Below are 17,704 nucleotides of genomic sequence, written 5' to 3' on the forward strand. Positions count from 1 at the left end.
TCAACGATGCCTCTCGCGTCCTATCAGACATCGGTCCCGGTGGTCGTCGACGACGCCAAATGCATCGCCGACAAGGGCTGCACCGTCTGCGTCGACGTCTGCCCGCTCGACGTGCTTCGCATCAGCGACATGACCAACAAGGCCTATATGGCCTATGACGAGTGCTGGTACTGCATGCCCTGCGAGGCTGATTGCCCGACCGGCGCCGTCACCGTGAACATTCCCTATCTCTTGAGGTAGTCATGTCGAGCCCGTTCGAATCCTATGACGATCTCGAAGACGCCGACGAGCGGTTGCAAGCCGCAGATCCAGCCGAGCGGCGCGTCGCCATCATTGCGCTCGGCCATTCCGGCGATCCGGTTGCGGTTGCGCATCTCGCCAACATGGTGTCAGATCCCGACGCGGGCGTGCGCCAGCAGGTCGCGATGGCGCTTGGCGAGTTCGACGGGCGGGAAGCGGCGAGTGCACTCGTCAAGCTGCTCGTCGATCCTGAGCGAATCGTGGCGTCGGCCGCAGCCGACAGTTTGGCCGAATTCAAGGATCCCGCCTGCGCCGAAATCATCCTGCCGCTGGTCAAGCATGCCCACGCCTTCGTCCGCATGGGCGCGCTGCGCGCGCTCAAGGAGTTGCGCCGCAAGGACACGCTGAAGCCCGCGCTGGAAGCGCTCCAGGATGGTGACGCGGCCGTCCGCGTGCAGGCGATCGGCGTCATCGGTTTCCTGAAGCTCGAAGAATCGATCCCGGCGCTCACCGCGCTGATCCATGATCCCGACGCCCATGTACGCCGTGCCGCCGTGAGCGCGCTCGCCTTCTCGCAGATGAAGCCGGCGGCCGAGACGATCACCCGCGCACTCAGGGATGCGGACTGGATGGTCCGGGAGATGGCAGCCGAGACGCTCGGGCTCAACGTCAATGGTTCGCTCGCCGCCGATCAGCTTATCGTCTCACTTGCCGACGAGTTTTGGCAGGTGCGGCTCAAGGCGATCCGCAGCCTCGGCAAGATGAAGGTCGAGCGCGCCCTGCGTCCGATCGGTAACTGCATCAACCATGAGCAGGCGAATTTGCGGAAGGAGGCGGCTGCCGCGCTCGGCGAGATCGCCGCCCCCGAGGGCGAGGCATTCCTCGTGGTGATCGCCAACGATCCCGATCCCGACGTGCGCAAGAATGCGCGCTGGGCGCTTCAGCAGATCGCTGCGCGCAAGGGGAAGGCGGGGTCGTAGGGTGGAAAGGGCCAGTACAACTTTATTGCACCATTGTGCCAGGCCGCGACACGTGCCAGGTCAATTCGATCACCTGCCGCCTGTCGAATAGCTTGCACGACGTGCGCACCTGGATCAAGGAAAGTCTTCCGACAGTAACGTCAGCAGGCGTCTCAAGATTTGCAGGCCCCTGACAATCGGGGCGGTTTCATGTCTTGCTCTCGCGCAACTCAGCTTTCAGAACCTTGCCGTTTGCATTGCGCGGCAGCGGTGTCGTGCGCAGCGTGATCGTTTCCGGCACCTTGTAGTCTGATAATCGCTCCGCGCAGAATTCCTTCACGGCTGTCTCCGCAAGCGTGATTCCTTCGGAAACGACGACGATCGCATGTACGCGCTCTCCAAGAACCGGGTCGGCACGACCGACAATGGCGCATTCCAGCACGCCATCCAGGCTGCAGAGGACATTCTCGACCTCGGCGTTGAACACCTTGAAGCCGCCGCGGTTGATCATGTCCTTCTTGCGGTCGAACACGCGCGCAAATCCCTCGGCATCCATCGTGCCTATGTCACCTGAGCGCCAGAACCCATCGACGAACTCGCTTTGGTTCGCATCGGGCCGCTGCCAATATCCGGGGACAACCATCGGTCCGGCGATCCACAGCTCGCCCGGCGTGCCCCTGGGAACTTCGATACCGGTGTCATCGACGACCTTGATCCGGCCGCAAGGTACGCTCATTCCGACGCTGTCGATATGTCCGCGCCACTGCGTTCGCGGCATGATGGTCGCGGGCGAGGTTGTCTCAGTTGCCCCATAGGCGTTGAGCAGCTGCAGATGCGGCAGTTTCGCCGCCAGCATCTCGATGGGGCAACCGGCATCGGCGCGCCGCCGTCGCTGATCATCTTCGATGAGCCGACCAGAGGCGTGGATGTCGGCGCGATCCCGCAGCTTCATGCCTCGGTCGCACCAAGCAGGAATTCAAACCCAGCATCACTGGCCGGAGGACTGCGGGGCAGCAGCCTTAAGAGTGCTCGTCCAGATACGTGACTTTGGCGGCGAGCTGATAGCCACCATTGCGCACCGTCTTGAAAATGTGGTTCGCGCCATTCTCTGAAAGTTTGCGCCGCAGTCGACTGATCAGCACATCGATGGATCTGTCGAGGACGTCTCCGTCGCGCCCGCGTGTCATTGTCCGCCATTGCCGATATCAGCTTTGGCTCGGGTCCGCTCCAGATCGAGCGGACCGATCGCACCAGAAGCGAAACGGTCGAAGCGGAACTGAGTGGCCTGACGGTAGGTGAGGCGGAGGACTTGGTGGCTCAGATGCCGTCGATAAGGGGGCTGCCGGCGGGAGTATTCTACAAGCCCGCAGGCGATTCCGAACGCATGCAGGAGCTGTTCGATGGGTTCAAGCTCGCGGTTGGATCGGCCATCGTTCTGCTCTTCGTCGTTCTCGCTTTGCTCTTCGATGGCTTCGTTCAGCCGGTGACCATTCTCACCGCGCTGCCACTGGCGATCGGAGGTGCTCTGGGATCGTTGCTGATGACGCGGATGTCGATGTCCTTGCCGGTCATGATCGGAATGCTCATGCTCATGGGAATCGCGGCGAAGAACTCGATTCTTCTCGTCGAGTACGTGATCGTGGCCCGGCGCGATGGTGGCCTTGATCGCACGCAGGCTCTGTTGGACGCTGCTCGGAAACGAGCTCGGCCGATCGTGATGACCACCATAGCTATGAGCGTCGGCATGTTGCCCATAGCCCTGGGCATGGGAGCGGATGCCGAGAGGCGGGCGCCGATGGCGATCGCCGTGATCGGTGGACTCAGCTCGACAATTCTCAGTTTGGTATACGTGCCCGCCTTTTACACGGTGATGGACGACCTCGAGCGTTGGGTCGGGAGAAGCCTTCGCAGAAGCTTTAGGTGAACCGGTGATCCATTTGAAGCCAGGCGTCGGGTCGGCCTTGAGCATGCACACCGGAGCTCACGCCGGCCATGCCTGGCCGCCACCGTCGATGCGCAGCACCTGACCCGAGACGAAGGCGCCCATGGGTCCGGCGAAGAATTCGACGACCCGCGCGACCTCGTCGACGGTGGCGATGCGGTCGAGCGTGCCGGTCTCGACCATCCGGCCCGGATCGACTGCGCGGGTGCCGAGAAATCGGCCGGTGCGGGTGTCGCCTGGCGCGATGCAGTTGACCGCGATGTCGTAAGCGCGGAGCTGGTCGGCGAGGCAACGCGTGTAATGCGTCACGCCGGCCTTCGCCACTGCATAGATCGAGCCGTTGGTGCGCCCCTTGAATGCGGCGACCGAGCCGAGCGTGACGATGCGGCCGCGCCGCCGCTCCATCATGCCCTTCGCGACCGCCTGGCAGGTCAGGATGGTCGAGAGCAAATTGCGTTCCAGCACCGCGCGCACGTCGGCTTCCCTGATGTGCACGGCGTCGTTTGGATCGGGCTTGCCGCCGGCAGCGGCGATATCGCCGCCGGCATTGTGCACGAGGATGTCGATCGGGCCGAGCGCGCCTTCCGTCTCGGCGATCACGCGTGCGATATCCTCTCCCTCCGTGAGATCTCCGAGCACGCGTTGGCTGCGGACGCCATAGTCCTTGCCGATCTCCGCGGCCACCGCGGTCAGCGTGGTGCCCTCGCCATATTCCGCCGGCCCGTTCTCGCGCATGCCGTGGATGGCGACGTCAGCGCCGAGCGCGGCAAGCTTCTCCGCAAATGCGCGGCCGAGCCCGCGTCCAGCGCCCGTCACCAGCGCAACCTTGCCGGCCAGAATTTTCGTAGTGCCATGCGATGCCATGATCTTCTCCGTTATGAATTGTCAGTCGGCCGCGAGGTCGAGGCCGATCGCCAGCGCCTGCACTCGAGGAAGCTAATGCCTGCCGTTCGGTCTTGCCTCCTACGCTTTTACCAGCTCGACCAAGACTGCAACCGCGATCGGTTCGGCGATTGAAGCTGGCATGATGTCCATCAACAGCTTCGGTCTGGCTTTGCCCGAAGTGCCGTTCGGTGGCATCAAGGATTCCGGCTACGGCTCGGAAGGGGGCACCGAGGCCATGGAAAGCCTACCTCAACACCAAGTTTATCAGCCAGACCGGTCTGTAGGTGCGATGGTCCCAGACTCCGTGTTGCCGCCTGGGCGAGGCTCATCGTTCGGCGGTAGGACAAATCACGGGTTTTTCTTTAATTGTAAGTTCAATAATAGAATTAAGTAACCAGATATTGTAACGCGCGATATCCGGGCTGAGCGGGCATCCCCCGTAACTGGGCATCGATACCAGCCGGTGGCTCAGAATTTACCGCACCAAACGTATAACTCCTCACAAAATCCCAAGCGCCTCGTCCTTTGTAAGGGGAGATGCATCTAGTGCTTGACGAGTTCTAAAAAAGAACTGTAAGTTTGGAGAATGAGGCGGCCGATCCAAGAGCCGCAACGGTTGACGCGCTTGGCCATCGACGCCTGGCGAGCGCGCTCGATTTCGCACGGCATGACGCCTCGCGAGCCGTTAGAGACACATAGAAATTACACGGCGCACCGGAAGAGTGCGCATCAGGGAGGATGCCGATGTTGCCGAGATGGAAGAGTCTTGCCGTTCTGCTCGTGCTGCTGGGCAGCCCGGCATTCGCGGCCGACGAGCCCGGGGTTACGGCGACCGAAATCAAGATTGGCGGGGTGTTTCCGTTCAGCGGACCGGCTTCATCGATCGGTCTCGTGGGCAAGGGGCTGATCGCCTACATTCAGTCCCTGAATGATCGCGGCGGCATCAGCGGCCGCAGGATCAATTACGTCGCCTATGACGATGCCTATAGCCCGCCCAAGGCGGTGGAGCAGGTCCGCAAGCTCGTTGAGAGCGATGAAGTTGCATTCATGTTCGGCCAGCTCGGCACTCCCGCCATTTCGGCAACGTCAAAATACCTGAAGTCGAAAGGGGTGCCCAGCATCGCGATCGTCAGCGGATCGTCCAAGTTCACCGACGTCGCCAGTTACCCGCTGATCACGACAGGCCTCGTCAGCTACGATACCGAGGGAAAGATCTACGCAAAATACCTCACGAAGGCCCTGCCGAACGCCAAATATGCGATCCTTTACCAGAATGACGACCTCGGAAAAGACTACGTCAACGCCTTCAAGGCGTTTCTCGGCAAGGACTACGATCGCAGGGTCGTCACCGCGTCCTACGAGGTCACTGAACCGACCGTCGATTCGCAGATCACCAACCTGAAGAGCTCCGGTGCGGATGCCCTGATGATCGCGGGCACGCCGAAATTCGCTGCGCAGGCGATCCGGCAGGCCTCTTTGATCGGCTGGAAGGCGACCGTGATCATCAACTTTCCGTCCGGTTCGGTTGGGGGCACGCTCACGCCGGCCGGCCTCGACAAGTCGACTGGCGTGATCGTCGGCACCATCAACAAGGATGTCGTGGATCCGAAGTGGAAAGATGATCCCGGCATGCAAGCCTATCGGGCGTTTATCGACAAATATCTACCCGGCGTCGATATCACCAACGGCAGCTATCTCACCGGTTATCAGCAAGGCATCCTGCTCGAGCAAATCCTGAAGCAATGCGGGGATGACCTGTCCCGCAAGAACATCCTGGCGCAGGCCAAGAACCTCCGGGACTTCGTCGTCCCGACCGCACTGCCGGGCATCAAGATCAGCACCAGCGAAACCGAGAACATGATCTGGACTCAGATGCGCCTGCAGCGATGGACCGGATCGACTTGGGAAGCCTTCGGAGAGGTGCTGGACGCCAGGTCCGAATGAGCAGGTAACAGGCGAGGGGCGGAGCGGCATTGAGCCGGCGCCGTCGTCCTGCGCGACTTGAGCGCAACGGGTGCGATCGCCATCCCGGTACTTCAGGAGATCAATTCGATGTCGACGAAGGCACTGACGTTTGCGCCGCGCGAGGTTTCAATCGAGCGCCGACCAGATGGCGCGCTCATATTGAGTTCGCCCCTCGAGTGGAAGCCGTGTGACTGGCGTATCACGGACTTCTTGCCGAGTTGGGCGAGCGCCACGCCGGACCGGATATTCCTCGCGCAGCGCAATGCGAAAGGCGGGTGGGACGAGATCACCTACGGCGAGGCATGGTCTCAGGTCCAGGCGGTGGGCCAGAGTTTGCTCGATCTGGGCGCAAAGCCAGCGGACAAGCTGGCCATCCTCTCCGGAAACTCGATCGAGAACGCCGTGGTTTCGTTTGCGGCGATGTCAATCGGGGTCATCCTGGCGTCGATATCGCCAAACTACACGCTGATGCCCGGTGGACTTGCTCGTCTCAAGGACATTGCCGAAGTGCTGCGCCCGAGCTTCGTGTTCGTCCAAAGCGGACGTGAGTTTTCCGCAGGCCGCACTATTCCGGAATTGGCGGCCGCGACCTGGATCAGTGTCGATGGCGCGCCGGACACGGTACCCTTCCAGACCCTGACAGCCAAAACCGCGTGCGACGGATTTGCCGGGGCATCTCGTGCGGTCTCGTGCGACGCTGTCGCCAAGATACTCTTCACGTCGGGTTCGACAGGCTTTCCGAAAGGCGTGCTCAACACCCATCGCATGATGGCAAGCTCCCTGCAAATGGGCAGCCAGCTCGTGTCTCCTCCGGCTGCGCCAGTCCAGGTGGAGTGGCTGCCTTGGCACCACACGATGGGCAGCAACGTCATTCTTCACGGCATCCTCAAGAACGGCGGTACGCTCTATATCGACGACGGCCGTCCGCTGCCGCAGCTCTTTCACAAGACGGTCGCCAATCTCAAGGAAGTGTCGCCGACCGCCATGTTCAACGTGCCTGCCGGCTATAATCTCCTGTGTGACGCGGTCGAGAGGGATCTCGATCTGGGCGCCAGTGTATTCAAGCGGATGGACCGAATGAGCTATGCCGGCGCTGCAATTTCAAAGGACACGCTGGAGAAGCTCTATCGCTTGACACTCTCGGTGACCGGCCGGCGAATTCCGGTCATGTCGGGTTACGGTACGACCGAAACCGCCCCGACCATCAGTACGACCCATTGGGCGACAGATCGACCCGGCGAGATCGGTCTTCCCGCGCCGGGACTGCGGCTCAAGCTCATTCCGGTCTCGGATACTTACGAGGTCAGGGTCAAGGGACCCAACGTCACGCCGGGTTATCTCGGGCGACCGGATTTGACGGAAATGGCCTTCGACGAGGAAGGCTTTTATCGCATCGGCGATACTGTCTCGTTTCTGGATCCGCAGAAGCCTGAGCTCGGGCTACGCTTTACCGGTCGAATTTCCGAGAACTTCAAGCTTGCGAATGGGACCTGGGTCTCGATCGGCAATATGCGCGCGGCAATCCTGGCCGCAACGCGCGGTGTCTTGCTCGACATGGTGGTCGCGGGCGAAAATCGTGAGGCGTGCGCGCTGCTCTGCTGGTTGAACCCCACGGAGGCCGCGCGAATCTCGAAAACTCCGGGTGCGGATTTGACCTCGGATCCCGCCGTGGTCGGATTCCTGCAGGATCGCTTTCGGGACTACAACGAGACTGTCGGAAGCAGCGAACGGATCTGCTCCTTCGTTCTGCTGAAAGATCCGCCATCAATGGCGGCAGGAGAGATCACCGACAAGGCCTATGTCAACCAACGCGCTGTGCTGAAAGTTCGATCCGAGCATGTTGAGCGTCTCTACACACTTGAGGCTGGCGCCGACGTGATCCGGGTCTAAGAGCGAGCTTGTCGCTGTGCGGCCGTTACGGACTCCCTGCCGCCAGATCGCGTCTGCCGGTACCTTCTGCGGGATTGTTTGCCGCGGAACGGCTTCGGTGCAGGCCTCAGGCGGCCCGCGAGCGCGCCTTTGTTTTCGAGGTCGTCGGCGCCACTGCCGCCGGGGCGCTGCGAGCACCCGGCCCGGGATGAGTATGAACCTCCTTGGCCGACAGCGGCTCGCCGCACTCGGAGCACACCATGACCGGATCAAAATCTTTTCCGCACTTGCGATGCTGGTGCAGCAGGGGGCGGCCGCGCTCGTCGACCATGTGAGTATCGCCCCAATGCACGATTGCCATCATGATCGGATACAGATCGAGCCCCTTCTGGGTCAGGATATATTCGTGCCTTTTGGGGGATTCCTGGTAGGGAATGCGGCGCAGAATGCCCTGCCGAACCAATTTCTTCAGACGTTCGGCAAGCAAATGCCGCGTGATTCCGAGTGCCGACTGAAATCCCTCGAAGCGGCGCGTGCGCAGAAAACACTCGCGCAGGATCAGAAGAGTCCAGCGGTCGCCGATCACGCCGATAGTGCGGGCCATCGAGCACGGCTCTTCCTCGAGTTCCTTCCACTTCATCCATGCACTCCAGTCGCCGCCGCGGCACGGACCTCGTCTCGAATCGTTGCGGAGGCCGGCGCGGGATTTGCCATTCTAGATAGGTACTAAACTCCAAACAATACCCTTCCAGCCAAGACGACAGCAGCAGATTGCGGGAGGGTTTGACAGTTCTATTTTAGAACTGTATGTTTGAGGAAAGTCAGGCCGGCGACGGGATCGCCAGGGCAAGCACATGTTCCGCGGGAGGAGCCGAGATGACCTTGAAGATTGAATTCCAGTTCGATTTCGGCAGTCCGAACGCTTATCTGGCAGAGGTGGCGATTCCGGGCATCGAGCAGCGCACCGGTGCGAAATTCGATTATGTTCCGGTCTTGCTCGGCGGCATCTACAAGGCGACGGGCAATATGTCGCCGTTCGACTCGCTTCGTGGGATCAAGAACAAGCCGGAATATCAGGCGCTCGAGACCCAGCGGTTTATCCGCCGCCACAACGTCACGAAATTCCGCCAGAATCCCTTCTTTCCCGTCAACACGCTGATGCTGATGCGGGGTGCCGTGGCGGCCCAGTTCGAGGGTGTGTTCGAGTCCTATTTTCGTGCGGCCTATCACCATATGTGGGAGGAGCCGAAGAAGATGGATGACCTCGAAATCTTCCGGAATGCGTTCATCGCTTCGGGGCTCGATATCGACAGATTGATCGCTCGCGCCCAACAGGACGACGTCAAGAAGAGGTTGATTGATCTGACCAACGATGCCGTCAGCCGAGGCGCGTTCGGCTCACCAACCTTCTTCGTCGGCAAGGAGATGTTCTTCGGCAAGGATCAGCTTCGTGACGTCGAGGAGTCCATCCTCGAGCAAACGAGGCCAGTCGCAAGGACGGCATAAGCTGCCGAGTTAACGAAGTTCAATTCAACCGGGAGACGATCCGTGCAAAAGAGAAACGCAACTGTCGCAGTGATCGGTGCCGGCGACTATATCGGCGGCGAGATCGCCAAGAAGTTCGCCTCTGAGGGCTTCACGGTGTTTGCCGGGCGCCGGAACGGCGCCAAGCTCGAGCCGCTCGTCAAGGAGATCGAGGCCACCGGAGGCGAAATCCACGCGCGCTCGCTCGATGCCCGCAAGGAGGAGGAGGTTATCTCCTTCCTCGCTGATGCCGACCAGCAAGCGCCGCTGGAGGTCTGCATCTTCAACATCGGCGCCAACGTCAACTTTCCGATCCTCGATACGACCGAGCGGGTGTTCCGCAAGGTCTGGGAGATGGCCTGCTATTCCGGCTTTCTCGCCGGCCGCGAAGCCGCGCGGCTCATGCTGCCTCGCGGCGGCGGCAACATCTTCTTCACCGGCGCGACAGCGTCTCTCCGCGGCGGCAGCGGCTATGCCGCCTTTGCCAGCGCGAAGTTCGGCCTGCGGGCGGTGGCTCAGGCGATGGCGCGCGAGCTCGGCCCCAAGAACATTCACGTCGCGCATCTCATCATCGATTCCGGCGTCGATACGGAATGGGTGCGGCAGCGCCGGCTCGAGGCGCTCGGTCCGAATGCTCTCGACGATCCCGATCTCTTGATGCCGCCGTCGTCCGTCGCTGCGTCCTATTGGCAGCTTTATCAGCAGCCGAAGAGCGCGTGGACGTTCGAGCTGGAAATCCGCCCCTTCGGCGAGAAGTGGTAAGGAGGCCCTTACGATGGAGCTTGCGCTGTCTGCCGAGGACGCGGCTTTCCGCGATGAAGTGCGCGCCTTCATCGCGGACAATTATCCGGCGGAGATGCGCGTTCCCAATCCGGAGACCGACCTGACCAAGGAGCAGTCACTGCTCTGGCACCGGATCCTCCACAAGAAGGGCTGGATCGCGCCGCTGTGGCCCAAGGAGTATGGCGGGCCGGGCTGGACGGTCACACAGCGGTTCATCTTTGAGCAGGAAACCTCCCGGGCGGGAACGCTGCCGCCGCTTGCCTTTAGCGTGACCATGGTCGCGCCGGTGATCTACACGTTCGGCAACGAGGCGCAGAAGAAGAAGTTTCTGCCGCGAATTCTGTCCGGCGAGGATTGGTGGTGCCAGGGCTATTCCGAGCCAGGCTCCGGCTCCGATCTCGCAACCGTCAGAACCAAGGCGGTGCGCGAGGGGGACCACTACGTCGTCAACGGGCACAAGACCTGGACCACGCTGGCACAGCACGCCGACTGGATCTTCTGCCTGGTGCGAACCGATCCGAATGTGAAGCCGCAATCCGGAATCTCCTTCCTGCTGATCGACATGAAGTCGCCCGGCGTCACCGTGCGGCCGATCATCACGATCGACGGCAGTCACGAGGTCAATGACGTCTTTCTCGAAAACGTTCGGGTGCCCGTCGAGAACCTGGTCGGCGAGGAGAACAAGGGCTGGACGTACGCCAAATTCCTGCTCGGCAACGAGCGCACCAGCATGGCGGGCATCGGCCGGTCCACCCGTTATCTCCGGAAGCTGAAGCAGATCGTGAAGGCCGAGATACCGGCCGACGATCCGGCGCATCTGGAATTTCTACGCGACATCGCCCGCGTCGAGCTGGACGTGCTGGCGCTGGAGGCGACCGAACTGCGCGTCGTCGCCCAGATGGCGCGTGGTATCGATCCCGGTCCGGCGGCGTCGCTGTTCAAGATCCGCGGCACCGAGATCTTCCAGGACATCACCGAGCTCACGCACCGCGCCATCGGCAATTATGGTCTTGCGATCCGCGAGCATCCGATCAGCTCCAACCGCTTCATGCCGGGCCCGGACTACGGCCACACCGCGTCCGAGAAATATCTGAACGCGCGCAAGCTCAGCATCTACGGCGGGTCCAACGAGATCCAGCGAAACATCATCGCCAAAGCCGTGCTCGGGCTCTAAGCAAAGGCGGATCGGGAGGATCGGATGGATATTCAGTTCACGGAAGAGCAGGAATTACTGCGATCCAGCGTTCAGCGCCTTCTGCGCGACCAGTATGATTTCGAGGCGCGACGCAAGATCGTGGCGAGCGAGGAGGGGTTCAGCCGGACGCGGTGGAAGGTCTTCGCCGAGCTCGGCCTGCTCGCTGCGCCGTTTTCCGAGGACGCCGGCGGCCTCGGCGGCGGTCCGTTGTCGACCATGATCGTTATGCAGGAGTTCGGCCGTCACCTCGTCGTCGAGCCTTTCGTCGAAACGGTGGTGCTCGCCGGCGGCCTGATCGAGCGGCTTGGTACGTCCGAGCAGAAGCAGGGATTCATTCCAGGCATCATCGACGGCTCCAGGATCTGGGCGCTGGCCTGGACCGAGAGAGCCTCCCGGTTTGATTTCGCCAATGTCGCGACCAAGGCGCGGCGTGAGGGAGGCGACTACGTTCTGAGTGGCGAGAAGACCATGGTGATGGCAGCGCCTTGGGCGGATCATCTGATCGTCTCGGCGCGGACCGCCGGCGATAATCGCGACCGCGGCGGCGTCAGCCTGTTCGTGGTCGAGCGCCATGCCGCGGGTGTCAATCTCCAGAGCTTCAAGTCGATCGACGGACGCCGCGCCGCCGAGATCAGTTTACGCGAGGTCCGCGGTCAATTGCTGGGAGCAGAAGGCGAGGGCGTTGCCGCGCTGGAAACCTGTCGTGACCGCGCGATCGGCGCACTCTGCGCCGAGGTCGTCGGCGCGATCGGCGAGTTGAATGCCGCAACGCTGGACTATTCGAAGACCCGCAAGCAGTTCGGCACCACCATCGGCTCCTTCCAGGTATTGCAGCATCGCATGGTCGACATGTTCATTGCCCATCAGGAGGCGCTCTCCCTGATGCAGCATCTCAATCTCAGCCTCAACGCCGGTGATTCAGGCCTGTCGCGGCTCGCCTCCGGGGCCAAGTCGAAGATTGGCTATGCCGGAAAGTTCGTAGCCGACCACGCGGTGCAGCTTCACGGCGGCATGGGAATGACCGACGAGCTGAACGTCGGACACTATTTCAAACGAATCTCCTCCATCAACATCCAGTTCGGCGATCCCGCATTCCACGTGCTGCGCTACGCGCAGCTGGATGCGGCCGCGTAAAGAGAAGAGGTCAGCATGACGACTGAAGCAGTCATCGTTTCCACCGCCCGGACGGCCGTCGGCAAGGCCTATCGTGGCGCGCTCAACGACACGGACGGCCCGACCATGGCCGGGCATGTGATGGCCGAAGCCGTGAAGCGCGCCGGCATCGCGCCGGGCGAGGTCGAAGACGTGGTGATGGGCTGCGCGATGCAGCAAGGCACCATGGTGATGAATGTGGCGCGCAAGGGCGCGATCCGCGCTGGCCTGCCCGTGACGGTGGCCGGCACCACGATTGACCGGCAATGCGCGTCCGGCCTGCAGGCCATCGCCGTTGCCGCGCGGTCGGTGATGCTTGATGGGGTCGAAGTCGCCATCGGCGGCGGGATCGAGTCGATCAGCCTCGTGCAGAACGAGCACATGAACAAGTTTCACGCCGTCGACGACGAGCTGATGGCGATGAAGCCCGAAATGTACATGTCGATGCTCGATACGGCGGAGGTCGTCGCCGAGCGGTACAGGATCGGCCGCGACAAGCAGGACGAGTACAGTCTCGAATGCCAGCGCCGTGTCGGTGCCGCATTGCAGGCCGGCCGCTTCAGCGACGAAATCGTGCCGTTCACGACCAGGATGGCGGTTGTCAACAAGGACACCAAGGAGGTCACCTACGAACAGGTGACGCTCACGAAAGACGAGGGTCCGCGTCCGGAAACCACGGCCGAGGGCCTTGCCAAGATCAAGCCGGTGTTCGAGGGCAAGACCATCAGCGCGGGCAATGCCAGCCAGCTCTCGGACGGTGCTTCGGCCTGTGTGATCACGAGCGGCAAGTTTGCAGCCAGCAAGGGGCTGAAGCCGCTCGGCATCTTCCGCGGCTTCGTTGCCGCCGGCGTCGAGCCGGACGAGATGGGTGTCGGCCCGGTCGCTGCGATCCCGCGCCTGCTCAAGCGCCATGGTTTGAGGATCGACGACATCGATCTCTGGGAGCTCAACGAGGCGTATGCGGTGCAGGTAATCTATTGCCGCGACAAGCTCGGCATCGATCCGGACAAGCTCAACGTCAATGGCGGCTCGATCGCGATCGGCCACCCCTACGGCATGACCGGCTCGCGGCTCACCGGCCACCTCCTGATCGAGGGACGGCGGCGCAAGGCGAAATACGGCGTGGTGACCATGTGCATCGGTGGTGGCATGGGCGCCGCGGGCTTGTTTGAAATCATCCACTGAGCGGAAACGCGGGGAGATCATTCGTGAAGACAGCGATTACTGAACTGTTCGGTATCGAACATCCGATCATCCAGGGCGGAATGCACTATGTCGGCTTCGCCGAAATGGCAGCCGCGGTATCCAACGCCGGCGGGCTCGGCTTGATCACAGGCCTCACCCAGCGGACGCCGGAACTGCTTGCCAAGGAGATCGCGCGCTGCCGGGACATGACGGACAGGCCGTTCGGCGTGAATCTGACGTTCCTGCCGACCTTCAGCGCGCCGCCTTATCCGGAGTACATCGCTGCCATCAGGGAGGGCGGCGTGAGGATCGTCGAGACGGCCGGGCGCAGCCCTGAACAGTATATGCCGGCGCTGAAGGCGGGCGGCATCAAGGTGATCCACAAATGCACCTCCGTCCGGCATTCGCTGAAGGCCGAACAGATCGGCTGCGATGCCGTCAGCGTCGACGGCTTCGAGTGCGGCGGTCATCCCGGCGAAGATGACATGCCGAACATGATCCTGCTGCCACGTGCGGCCGAAGAATTGAAGATCCCGTTCGTGGCCTCCGGCGGCATGGCCGACGCGCGCAGCCTGGTTGCGGCGCTGGCGATGGGAGCCGCGGGAATGAACATGGGTACGCGGTTCATCGCCACCAAGGAAGCGCCGGTGCACGAGAACGTCAAGAAGGCGCTGGTCGCAGCGTCCGAGCTCGACACCAGGCTCGTCATGCGCGCGCTCCGCAACACGGAGCGAGTCCTGAACAACAGGGGCGTCGAGAATCTGCTCGAAATCGAGCGCGAGAAGGGCAAGAGCCTCAAGATCGACGACATCCATGATCAGGTGGCGGGCGTCTATCCCAGGGTGATGATCGACGGCGACATGGACGCGGGCGCCTGGAGCTGCGGTATGGTCGTCGGACTCATTCGCGATATTCCGACCGTGAAGGAGCTGATCGACCGCATCATGGCGGACGCCGAGCGATTGATCAGGGGCAGGCTGACGGGATTCCTTGACGCCGACAGCGGGGCCAATCTCCGGGTCGCGTGAAGCCACGGCTTGGCGATCCGCGCTGCAGACGACATTTCGTCGTCTCTGCGCGGGCTGGAAGCTCCGGCCGTGATGGGACCGTCATCAGCGAATATCTTGGGCCATCCCGGAGCAGGCGATGCGTTACGCAAAGGACCATGGGCAGCATACCCGCAGACGCATCGTCGAAAGCGCTTCCCGCGGCCTGCGCCAGGCCGGGGCCGATGGCTTGAGTGTGGCCGACCTGATGAAGCTTGCCAATCTGACGCATGGCAGCTTCTACGCCTACTTCAAATCGCGCGATGCGTTGGTCGTCGAAGGGCTCGCCCTGGCCATGGATCGAACGATCGTGCATTGGCTCAGTCTTACGCAGGGGCTGCCCGCCGGGAAGGGATTCGACGCACTTGTCGAGTCTTACCTGAGTCCCCGCCACCGTGACGATCCGGGGCGGGGCTGCGCGCTGCCGGCCTTGGCGGCCGATATCGGGCGGTCGGGTCCGGAGGCGCGGCGCACCCTTGAAAGGGGGCTCGGCAAGATGATCGATATCATCGCGCGGTTGACCTCGGCGAGGCCGTCATCGGATGTGAGACAGACGGCTGCCGGCGCAATTGCGACCATGGTCGGTTCGGTCGTGCTGGCGCGTGCGGTCGACGACAAGCGTTTGTCTGACCTCCTGCTGGAGGCCGGACGGCAGGCTTTGGGTAATTCCGTTGCGTGCGACTGCGAGAGAGCGCATTCGGCCGACAATTGAGACCTGTCTTAACCGATGTTGGCTTCAGGGCGGTGCAGGCCGATGGCGGAGGCAAACGACCGTGCCTCCACCATCGGCCGCAGCCGTGGCGGCTACGCAGCCATTCGCAGCAGATCGACGATTTCGGCTTGGTCGTTGAAGGGGCGCGGATTGGCTTTGACGAAGCGATGGTTGATCGCGATTTCGCTGATCTTGCCGAACTTGTCTTCGCCGATGCCGACCTCGGCGAGGCGGCCCGGTAGTCCAAGTTGCCTGACGAACTCCGCAAAGGCGTCTGCCGCGTCCCCACCGGGAGCACCCAAAGCTGCCGCCAAACGCTTCTGCGCGTCATCGGTGAACGGCTTGTTATAGCGAAGAAGGCTCGGCATGATGACGGGCGTGCAATAGTAGTGGGGTACCCCGAAAGTCCCGCCAAGCACGTGGCCGATGCCGTGACTTGCGCCCATGGGAACGCGTGCCTGCAGTCCAAAGGACGCAAGCCATGAGCCGTATTGACACAAGCGGCGCGCCTCGAAATCGTCAGGTTGCTGCAGGGTCCGGAGCATTCCCTCGCGCAGCTTGCGGATACCCGCCAGAACCACTTCGTCAGCAAGGGGAGTGCCAGCTGGCGAGCACAATGCTTCGATGCCGTGATCCATGGAGCGAGTGCCCGATCCCATCCAGAGATTCGAAGGCGTGTGAAGCGTGAGGGCAGGGTCGAGGATGACTGCCACCGGCATCATGTGGGGGTGAAAGAATATTTGCTTCAGCTTGTTACGCTCATCGGTGACAAGCGCTGCGGCATTATATTCGCCGCCATTTAGCGTTGATGGCACGGCGATCTGTCGGACTGCAGGCGCGCGGAACGGGGAATGGCTCACGCCCGGTCCCATGGGGAACGGATCGAAGCCCGCTTCATCGCGGATATCGTGCTCCATCGCCATGATGACGATCTTGGCGAGGTCAACGGCAGAACCGCCGCCGACGGCCACGACGAGATCAGCGTGGGCTTCCTTGGCGTGGAGGGCAACTTCGGCGGCTTGCTTGCGCGTGGTGTGCTGTGCGATTCCGTCGAAGGTCGCGGCATGCTTGTCGCCGAGCGTATGCCGGATTTTCTCAATCTCGCCGGTCTTGGTGTTCAAGGTGCGGCTGACGATAAGGAAGACGCGCGTTGCCTTTAGTCGTTCCGCTTCTTCGTTGATGGCCTCAGCCGCCGGTCTGCCATAGATCACGCGATCAATTGCCGGAAAATTGTGTGCTCCAGTGCTGCGCATTTTTATCCTCCCATCGGAACTGCGGTCGAAGCCGACATAGTCTTTTATATTATGAGTATCATGCAATAGTGGTTCAAAAATATCGCACCACCTCGGGGTTAGACTGCCTTCGCCAGGTTCCACGCGACGCACTGGCGAGGACTTGCCGGCTTCGCACTCCATCACCCTTCGCCGCCCTTGCCCCGTCGAAAAGTCTCAGCCACATCATGTTCTCTTGCAGCGGACTCGGCCGCGCCAGTTCCTGATGCCAATTGAGTGAAGGCCACTACGCATGTGCACTCAGCTTTCGTGTGCACCGAAAGGGCAAAACGGGTAGGGCTGGTCGAGAAAGGCTGACGCCGAACGCTGCGATGGTCTTCGGCGTTCGCAGTATACCTTGCACCGCAACCACCAAGGCCTGTGCACGAGTGTTGCTCGATGCTCTCGAACTCCTCGCGTGCCGTCTTGCCGATAGAGGATGCCCCGACGGTCTCGAAAGCCGAGACGATCCTGGGGTCTTTCGCACGCAGAAGCGTGGAGAATGGCACCGGCCGACGGGGCCTAACGCTCTGCGAGATTTGAGTGTCTCAGAGACGCACCCCGGTCGTAGCAAACGCTTGGGCGACGGGCTCCTGGACCCGATTCAAGACCACCACTCCCGCAATCGCGATCACCGTGGCCGCGACGCAGCCAAGAAGAAAAGCCTTCATCCGCAGCCTCCTTCGATCGAACGTCGAGGTGTTTATACAACACGGCGTGCCGCGAGCAAACTCGTTGATCGCACCAAGGCACAGGCGATCTTATGGGCTCTTCAAGATGGGATCGATGGAAAATCCATCGCCCAACAAGCCTACGGACCGAAGCGCCGCGCTATTCAGGTCGACTTCCAATATCGCAAGAAGAAGCGCAAGCACGATGGCAACGAGGATCAGGAAGGGCGAGGCTTCCCAAGAAATAGGATCTTCCGGCCCATCAAGCGCGCGCAGAGCGCGTAGCCGCGCCATCATCCGCAGAA

The 17,704-nt window shown here is 61.8% G+C and carries 18 protein-coding genes and 1 pseudogene; 14 read left to right on the forward strand and 5 right to left on the reverse strand.

Annotation, left to right across the window (positions count from 1 at the left end; all coding sequences use genetic code 11):
• Positions 1 to 6: 6 nt before the first annotated feature.
• Together GGD66_RS20620 and GGD66_RS20625 are read left to right on the forward strand one after the other, a co-directional pair.
• On the forward strand, positions 7 to 240 hold the full coding sequence (locus GGD66_RS20620) for a ferredoxin family protein (RefSeq protein WP_007593252.1): 234 nt from the start codon (positions 7 to 9) through the stop codon (positions 238 to 240).
• A gap of 2 nt (positions 241 to 242) precedes the next feature.
• Positions 243 to 1,220, forward strand: coding sequence for a HEAT repeat domain-containing protein (locus GGD66_RS20625; RefSeq protein WP_183258829.1), 978 nt, complete (start codon positions 243 to 245; stop codon positions 1,218 to 1,220).
• A gap of 187 nt (positions 1,221 to 1,407) precedes the next feature.
• Here the strand turns inward: GGD66_RS20625 and GGD66_RS20630 are convergent, their stop codons facing one another.
• Together GGD66_RS20630 and GGD66_RS20635 are read right to left on the reverse strand one after the other, a co-directional pair.
• A complete protein-coding gene (locus tag GGD66_RS20630) occupies positions 1,408 to 2,151 on the reverse strand; it encodes a class I adenylate-forming enzyme family protein (protein ID WP_409362377.1) in 744 nt (247 codons plus the stop codon).
• 67 nt (positions 2,152 to 2,218) lie between these two features.
• Positions 2,219 to 2,386 (reverse strand): winged helix-turn-helix domain-containing protein, encoded by a 168-nt coding sequence (locus tag GGD66_RS20635; RefSeq protein WP_183258830.1) that lies wholly within the window; start codon positions 2,384 to 2,386, stop codon positions 2,219 to 2,221.
• Here GGD66_RS20635 and GGD66_RS20640 point away from each other — a divergent pair.
• The gene (locus GGD66_RS20640; protein WP_246788930.1) at positions 2,386 to 3,123 is read left to right on the forward strand and encodes an efflux RND transporter permease subunit; all 738 of its coding nucleotides are present in this window, start codon (positions 2,386 to 2,388) and stop codon (positions 3,121 to 3,123) included. The genes GGD66_RS20635 and GGD66_RS20640 overlap by 1 nt on opposite strands.
• A 57-nt stretch (positions 3,124 to 3,180) precedes the next feature.
• Here the strand turns inward: GGD66_RS20640 and GGD66_RS20645 are convergent, their stop codons facing one another.
• A complete protein-coding gene (locus tag GGD66_RS20645; protein WP_183258831.1) occupies positions 3,181 to 4,005 on the reverse strand; it encodes an SDR family NAD(P)-dependent oxidoreductase in 825 nt (274 codons plus the stop codon).
• A gap of 79 nt (positions 4,006 to 4,084) precedes the next feature.
• Here GGD66_RS20645 and GGD66_RS20650 point away from each other — a divergent pair.
• The 3 genes and pseudogenes from GGD66_RS20650 to GGD66_RS20660 all read left to right on the forward strand — a co-directional run.
• Positions 4,085 to 4,310 (forward strand): annotated as a pseudogene (locus GGD66_RS20650) (aldehyde dehydrogenase family protein); the annotation flags it as partial.
• A gap of 460 nt (positions 4,311 to 4,770) precedes the next feature.
• Entirely contained in the window at positions 4,771 to 5,970 is a 1,200-nt protein-coding gene (locus tag GGD66_RS20655) for an ABC transporter substrate-binding protein (RefSeq protein ID WP_183258832.1), read from the forward strand.
• 108 nt (positions 5,971 to 6,078) lie between these two features.
• Positions 6,079 to 7,881 carry an AMP-binding protein gene (locus GGD66_RS20660; protein ID WP_246788931.1) on the forward strand — a complete coding sequence of 601 codons (1,803 nt, stop codon included), beginning with the start codon at positions 6,079 to 6,081 and terminating at the stop codon, positions 7,879 to 7,881.
• A 106-nt stretch (positions 7,882 to 7,987) separates the two neighbouring features.
• On the opposite strand, the gene GGD66_RS20665 is transcribed toward GGD66_RS20660, so the two are convergent.
• Positions 7,988 to 8,500 (reverse strand): helix-turn-helix domain-containing protein, encoded by a 513-nt coding sequence (locus tag GGD66_RS20665; RefSeq protein WP_018316086.1) that lies wholly within the window; start codon positions 8,498 to 8,500, stop codon positions 7,988 to 7,990.
• 236 nt (positions 8,501 to 8,736) lie between these two features.
• Here GGD66_RS20665 and GGD66_RS20670 point away from each other — a divergent pair, with 236 nt between their 5' ends.
• The 7 genes from GGD66_RS20670 to GGD66_RS20700 all read left to right on the forward strand — a co-directional run bounded on the left by GGD66_RS20670 (position 8,737) and on the right by GGD66_RS20700 (position 15,457).
• Complete coding sequence (locus GGD66_RS20670; RefSeq protein ID WP_183258834.1) at positions 8,737 to 9,366, forward strand: 2-hydroxychromene-2-carboxylate isomerase; 630 nt, start codon at positions 8,737 to 8,739, stop codon at positions 9,364 to 9,366.
• A gap of 42 nt (positions 9,367 to 9,408) precedes the next feature.
• A complete protein-coding gene (locus GGD66_RS20675) occupies positions 9,409 to 10,146 on the forward strand; it encodes an SDR family oxidoreductase (RefSeq protein ID WP_183258835.1) in 738 nt (245 codons plus the stop codon).
• A gap of 13 nt (positions 10,147 to 10,159) precedes the next feature.
• A complete protein-coding gene (locus GGD66_RS20680) occupies positions 10,160 to 11,341 on the forward strand; it encodes an acyl-CoA dehydrogenase family protein (protein WP_183258836.1) in 1,182 nt (393 codons plus the stop codon).
• Positions 11,342 to 11,365: 24 nt separating this feature from the next.
• Positions 11,366 to 12,496: an acyl-CoA dehydrogenase family protein gene (locus GGD66_RS20685; RefSeq protein ID WP_183258837.1), complete on the forward strand. Its 1,131-nt coding sequence runs from the start codon at positions 11,366 to 11,368 to the stop codon at positions 12,494 to 12,496.
• 15 nt (positions 12,497 to 12,511) lie between these two features.
• Positions 12,512 to 13,699: an acetyl-CoA C-acyltransferase gene (locus tag GGD66_RS20690; protein ID WP_183258838.1), complete on the forward strand. Its 1,188-nt coding sequence runs from the start codon at positions 12,512 to 12,514 to the stop codon at positions 13,697 to 13,699.
• Between the two features lie 23 nt (positions 13,700 to 13,722).
• A complete protein-coding gene (locus GGD66_RS20695) occupies positions 13,723 to 14,727 on the forward strand; it encodes a nitronate monooxygenase family protein (protein WP_183258839.1) in 1,005 nt (334 codons plus the stop codon).
• Between the two features lie 118 nt (positions 14,728 to 14,845).
• Positions 14,846 to 15,457: a TetR/AcrR family transcriptional regulator gene (locus GGD66_RS20700; RefSeq protein ID WP_183235989.1), complete on the forward strand. Its 612-nt coding sequence runs from the start codon at positions 14,846 to 14,848 to the stop codon at positions 15,455 to 15,457.
• 92 nt (positions 15,458 to 15,549) lie between these two features.
• Here the strand turns inward: GGD66_RS20700 and GGD66_RS20705 are convergent, their stop codons facing one another.
• Positions 15,550 to 16,710 carry an iron-containing alcohol dehydrogenase gene (locus GGD66_RS20705; protein WP_183258840.1) on the reverse strand — a complete coding sequence of 387 codons (1,161 nt, stop codon included), beginning with the start codon at positions 16,708 to 16,710 and terminating at the stop codon, positions 15,550 to 15,552.
• Between the two features lie 596 nt (positions 16,711 to 17,306).
• Here GGD66_RS20705 and GGD66_RS20715 point away from each other — a divergent pair.
• Positions 17,307 to 17,684, forward strand: coding sequence for a hypothetical protein (locus GGD66_RS20715; protein ID WP_177237460.1), 378 nt, complete (start codon positions 17,307 to 17,309; stop codon positions 17,682 to 17,684).
• Positions 17,685 to 17,704: the final 20 nt, after the last annotated feature.

This window comes from Bradyrhizobium sp. CIR48 (assembly GCF_014198315.1).
Lineage (GTDB): Bacteria > Pseudomonadota > Alphaproteobacteria > Rhizobiales > Xanthobacteraceae > Bradyrhizobium.

Bases quoted from the DNA above. Each gene is read 5' to 3' on its own strand.
- GGD66_RS20620 (WP_007593252.1), top strand. From the start codon at position 7: ATGCCTCTCGCGTCCTATCAGACATCGGTCCCGGTGGTCGTCGACGAC.
- GGD66_RS20625 (WP_183258829.1), top strand. From the start codon at position 243: ATGTCGAGCCCGTTCGAATCCTATGACGATCTCGAAGACGCCGACGAG.
- GGD66_RS20630 (WP_409362377.1), bottom strand. From the start codon at position 2,151: ATGAAGCTGCGGGATCGCGCCGACATCCACGCCTCTGGTCGGCTCATC.
- GGD66_RS20635 (WP_183258830.1), bottom strand. From the start codon at position 2,386: ATGACACGCGGGCGCGACGGAGACGTCCTCGACAGATCCATCGATGTG.
- GGD66_RS20645 (WP_183258831.1), bottom strand. From the start codon at position 4,005: ATGGCATCGCATGGCACTACGAAAATTCTGGCCGGCAAGGTTGCGCTG.
- GGD66_RS20655 (WP_183258832.1), top strand. From the start codon at position 4,771: ATGTTGCCGAGATGGAAGAGTCTTGCCGTTCTGCTCGTGCTGCTGGGC.
- GGD66_RS20660 (WP_246788931.1), top strand. From the start codon at position 6,079: ATGTCGACGAAGGCACTGACGTTTGCGCCGCGCGAGGTTTCAATCGAG.
- GGD66_RS20665 (WP_018316086.1), bottom strand. From the start codon at position 8,500: ATGAAGTGGAAGGAACTCGAGGAAGAGCCGTGCTCGATGGCCCGCACT.
- GGD66_RS20670 (WP_183258834.1), top strand. From the start codon at position 8,737: ATGACCTTGAAGATTGAATTCCAGTTCGATTTCGGCAGTCCGAACGCT.
- GGD66_RS20680 (WP_183258836.1), top strand. From the start codon at position 10,160: ATGGAGCTTGCGCTGTCTGCCGAGGACGCGGCTTTCCGCGATGAAGTG.
- GGD66_RS20685 (WP_183258837.1), top strand. From the start codon at position 11,366: ATGGATATTCAGTTCACGGAAGAGCAGGAATTACTGCGATCCAGCGTT.
- GGD66_RS20690 (WP_183258838.1), top strand. From the start codon at position 12,512: ATGACGACTGAAGCAGTCATCGTTTCCACCGCCCGGACGGCCGTCGGC.
- GGD66_RS20700 (WP_183235989.1), top strand. From the start codon at position 14,846: ATGCGTTACGCAAAGGACCATGGGCAGCATACCCGCAGACGCATCGTC.
- GGD66_RS20705 (WP_183258840.1), bottom strand. From the start codon at position 16,710: ATGCGCAGCACTGGAGCACACAATTTTCCGGCAATTGATCGCGTGATC.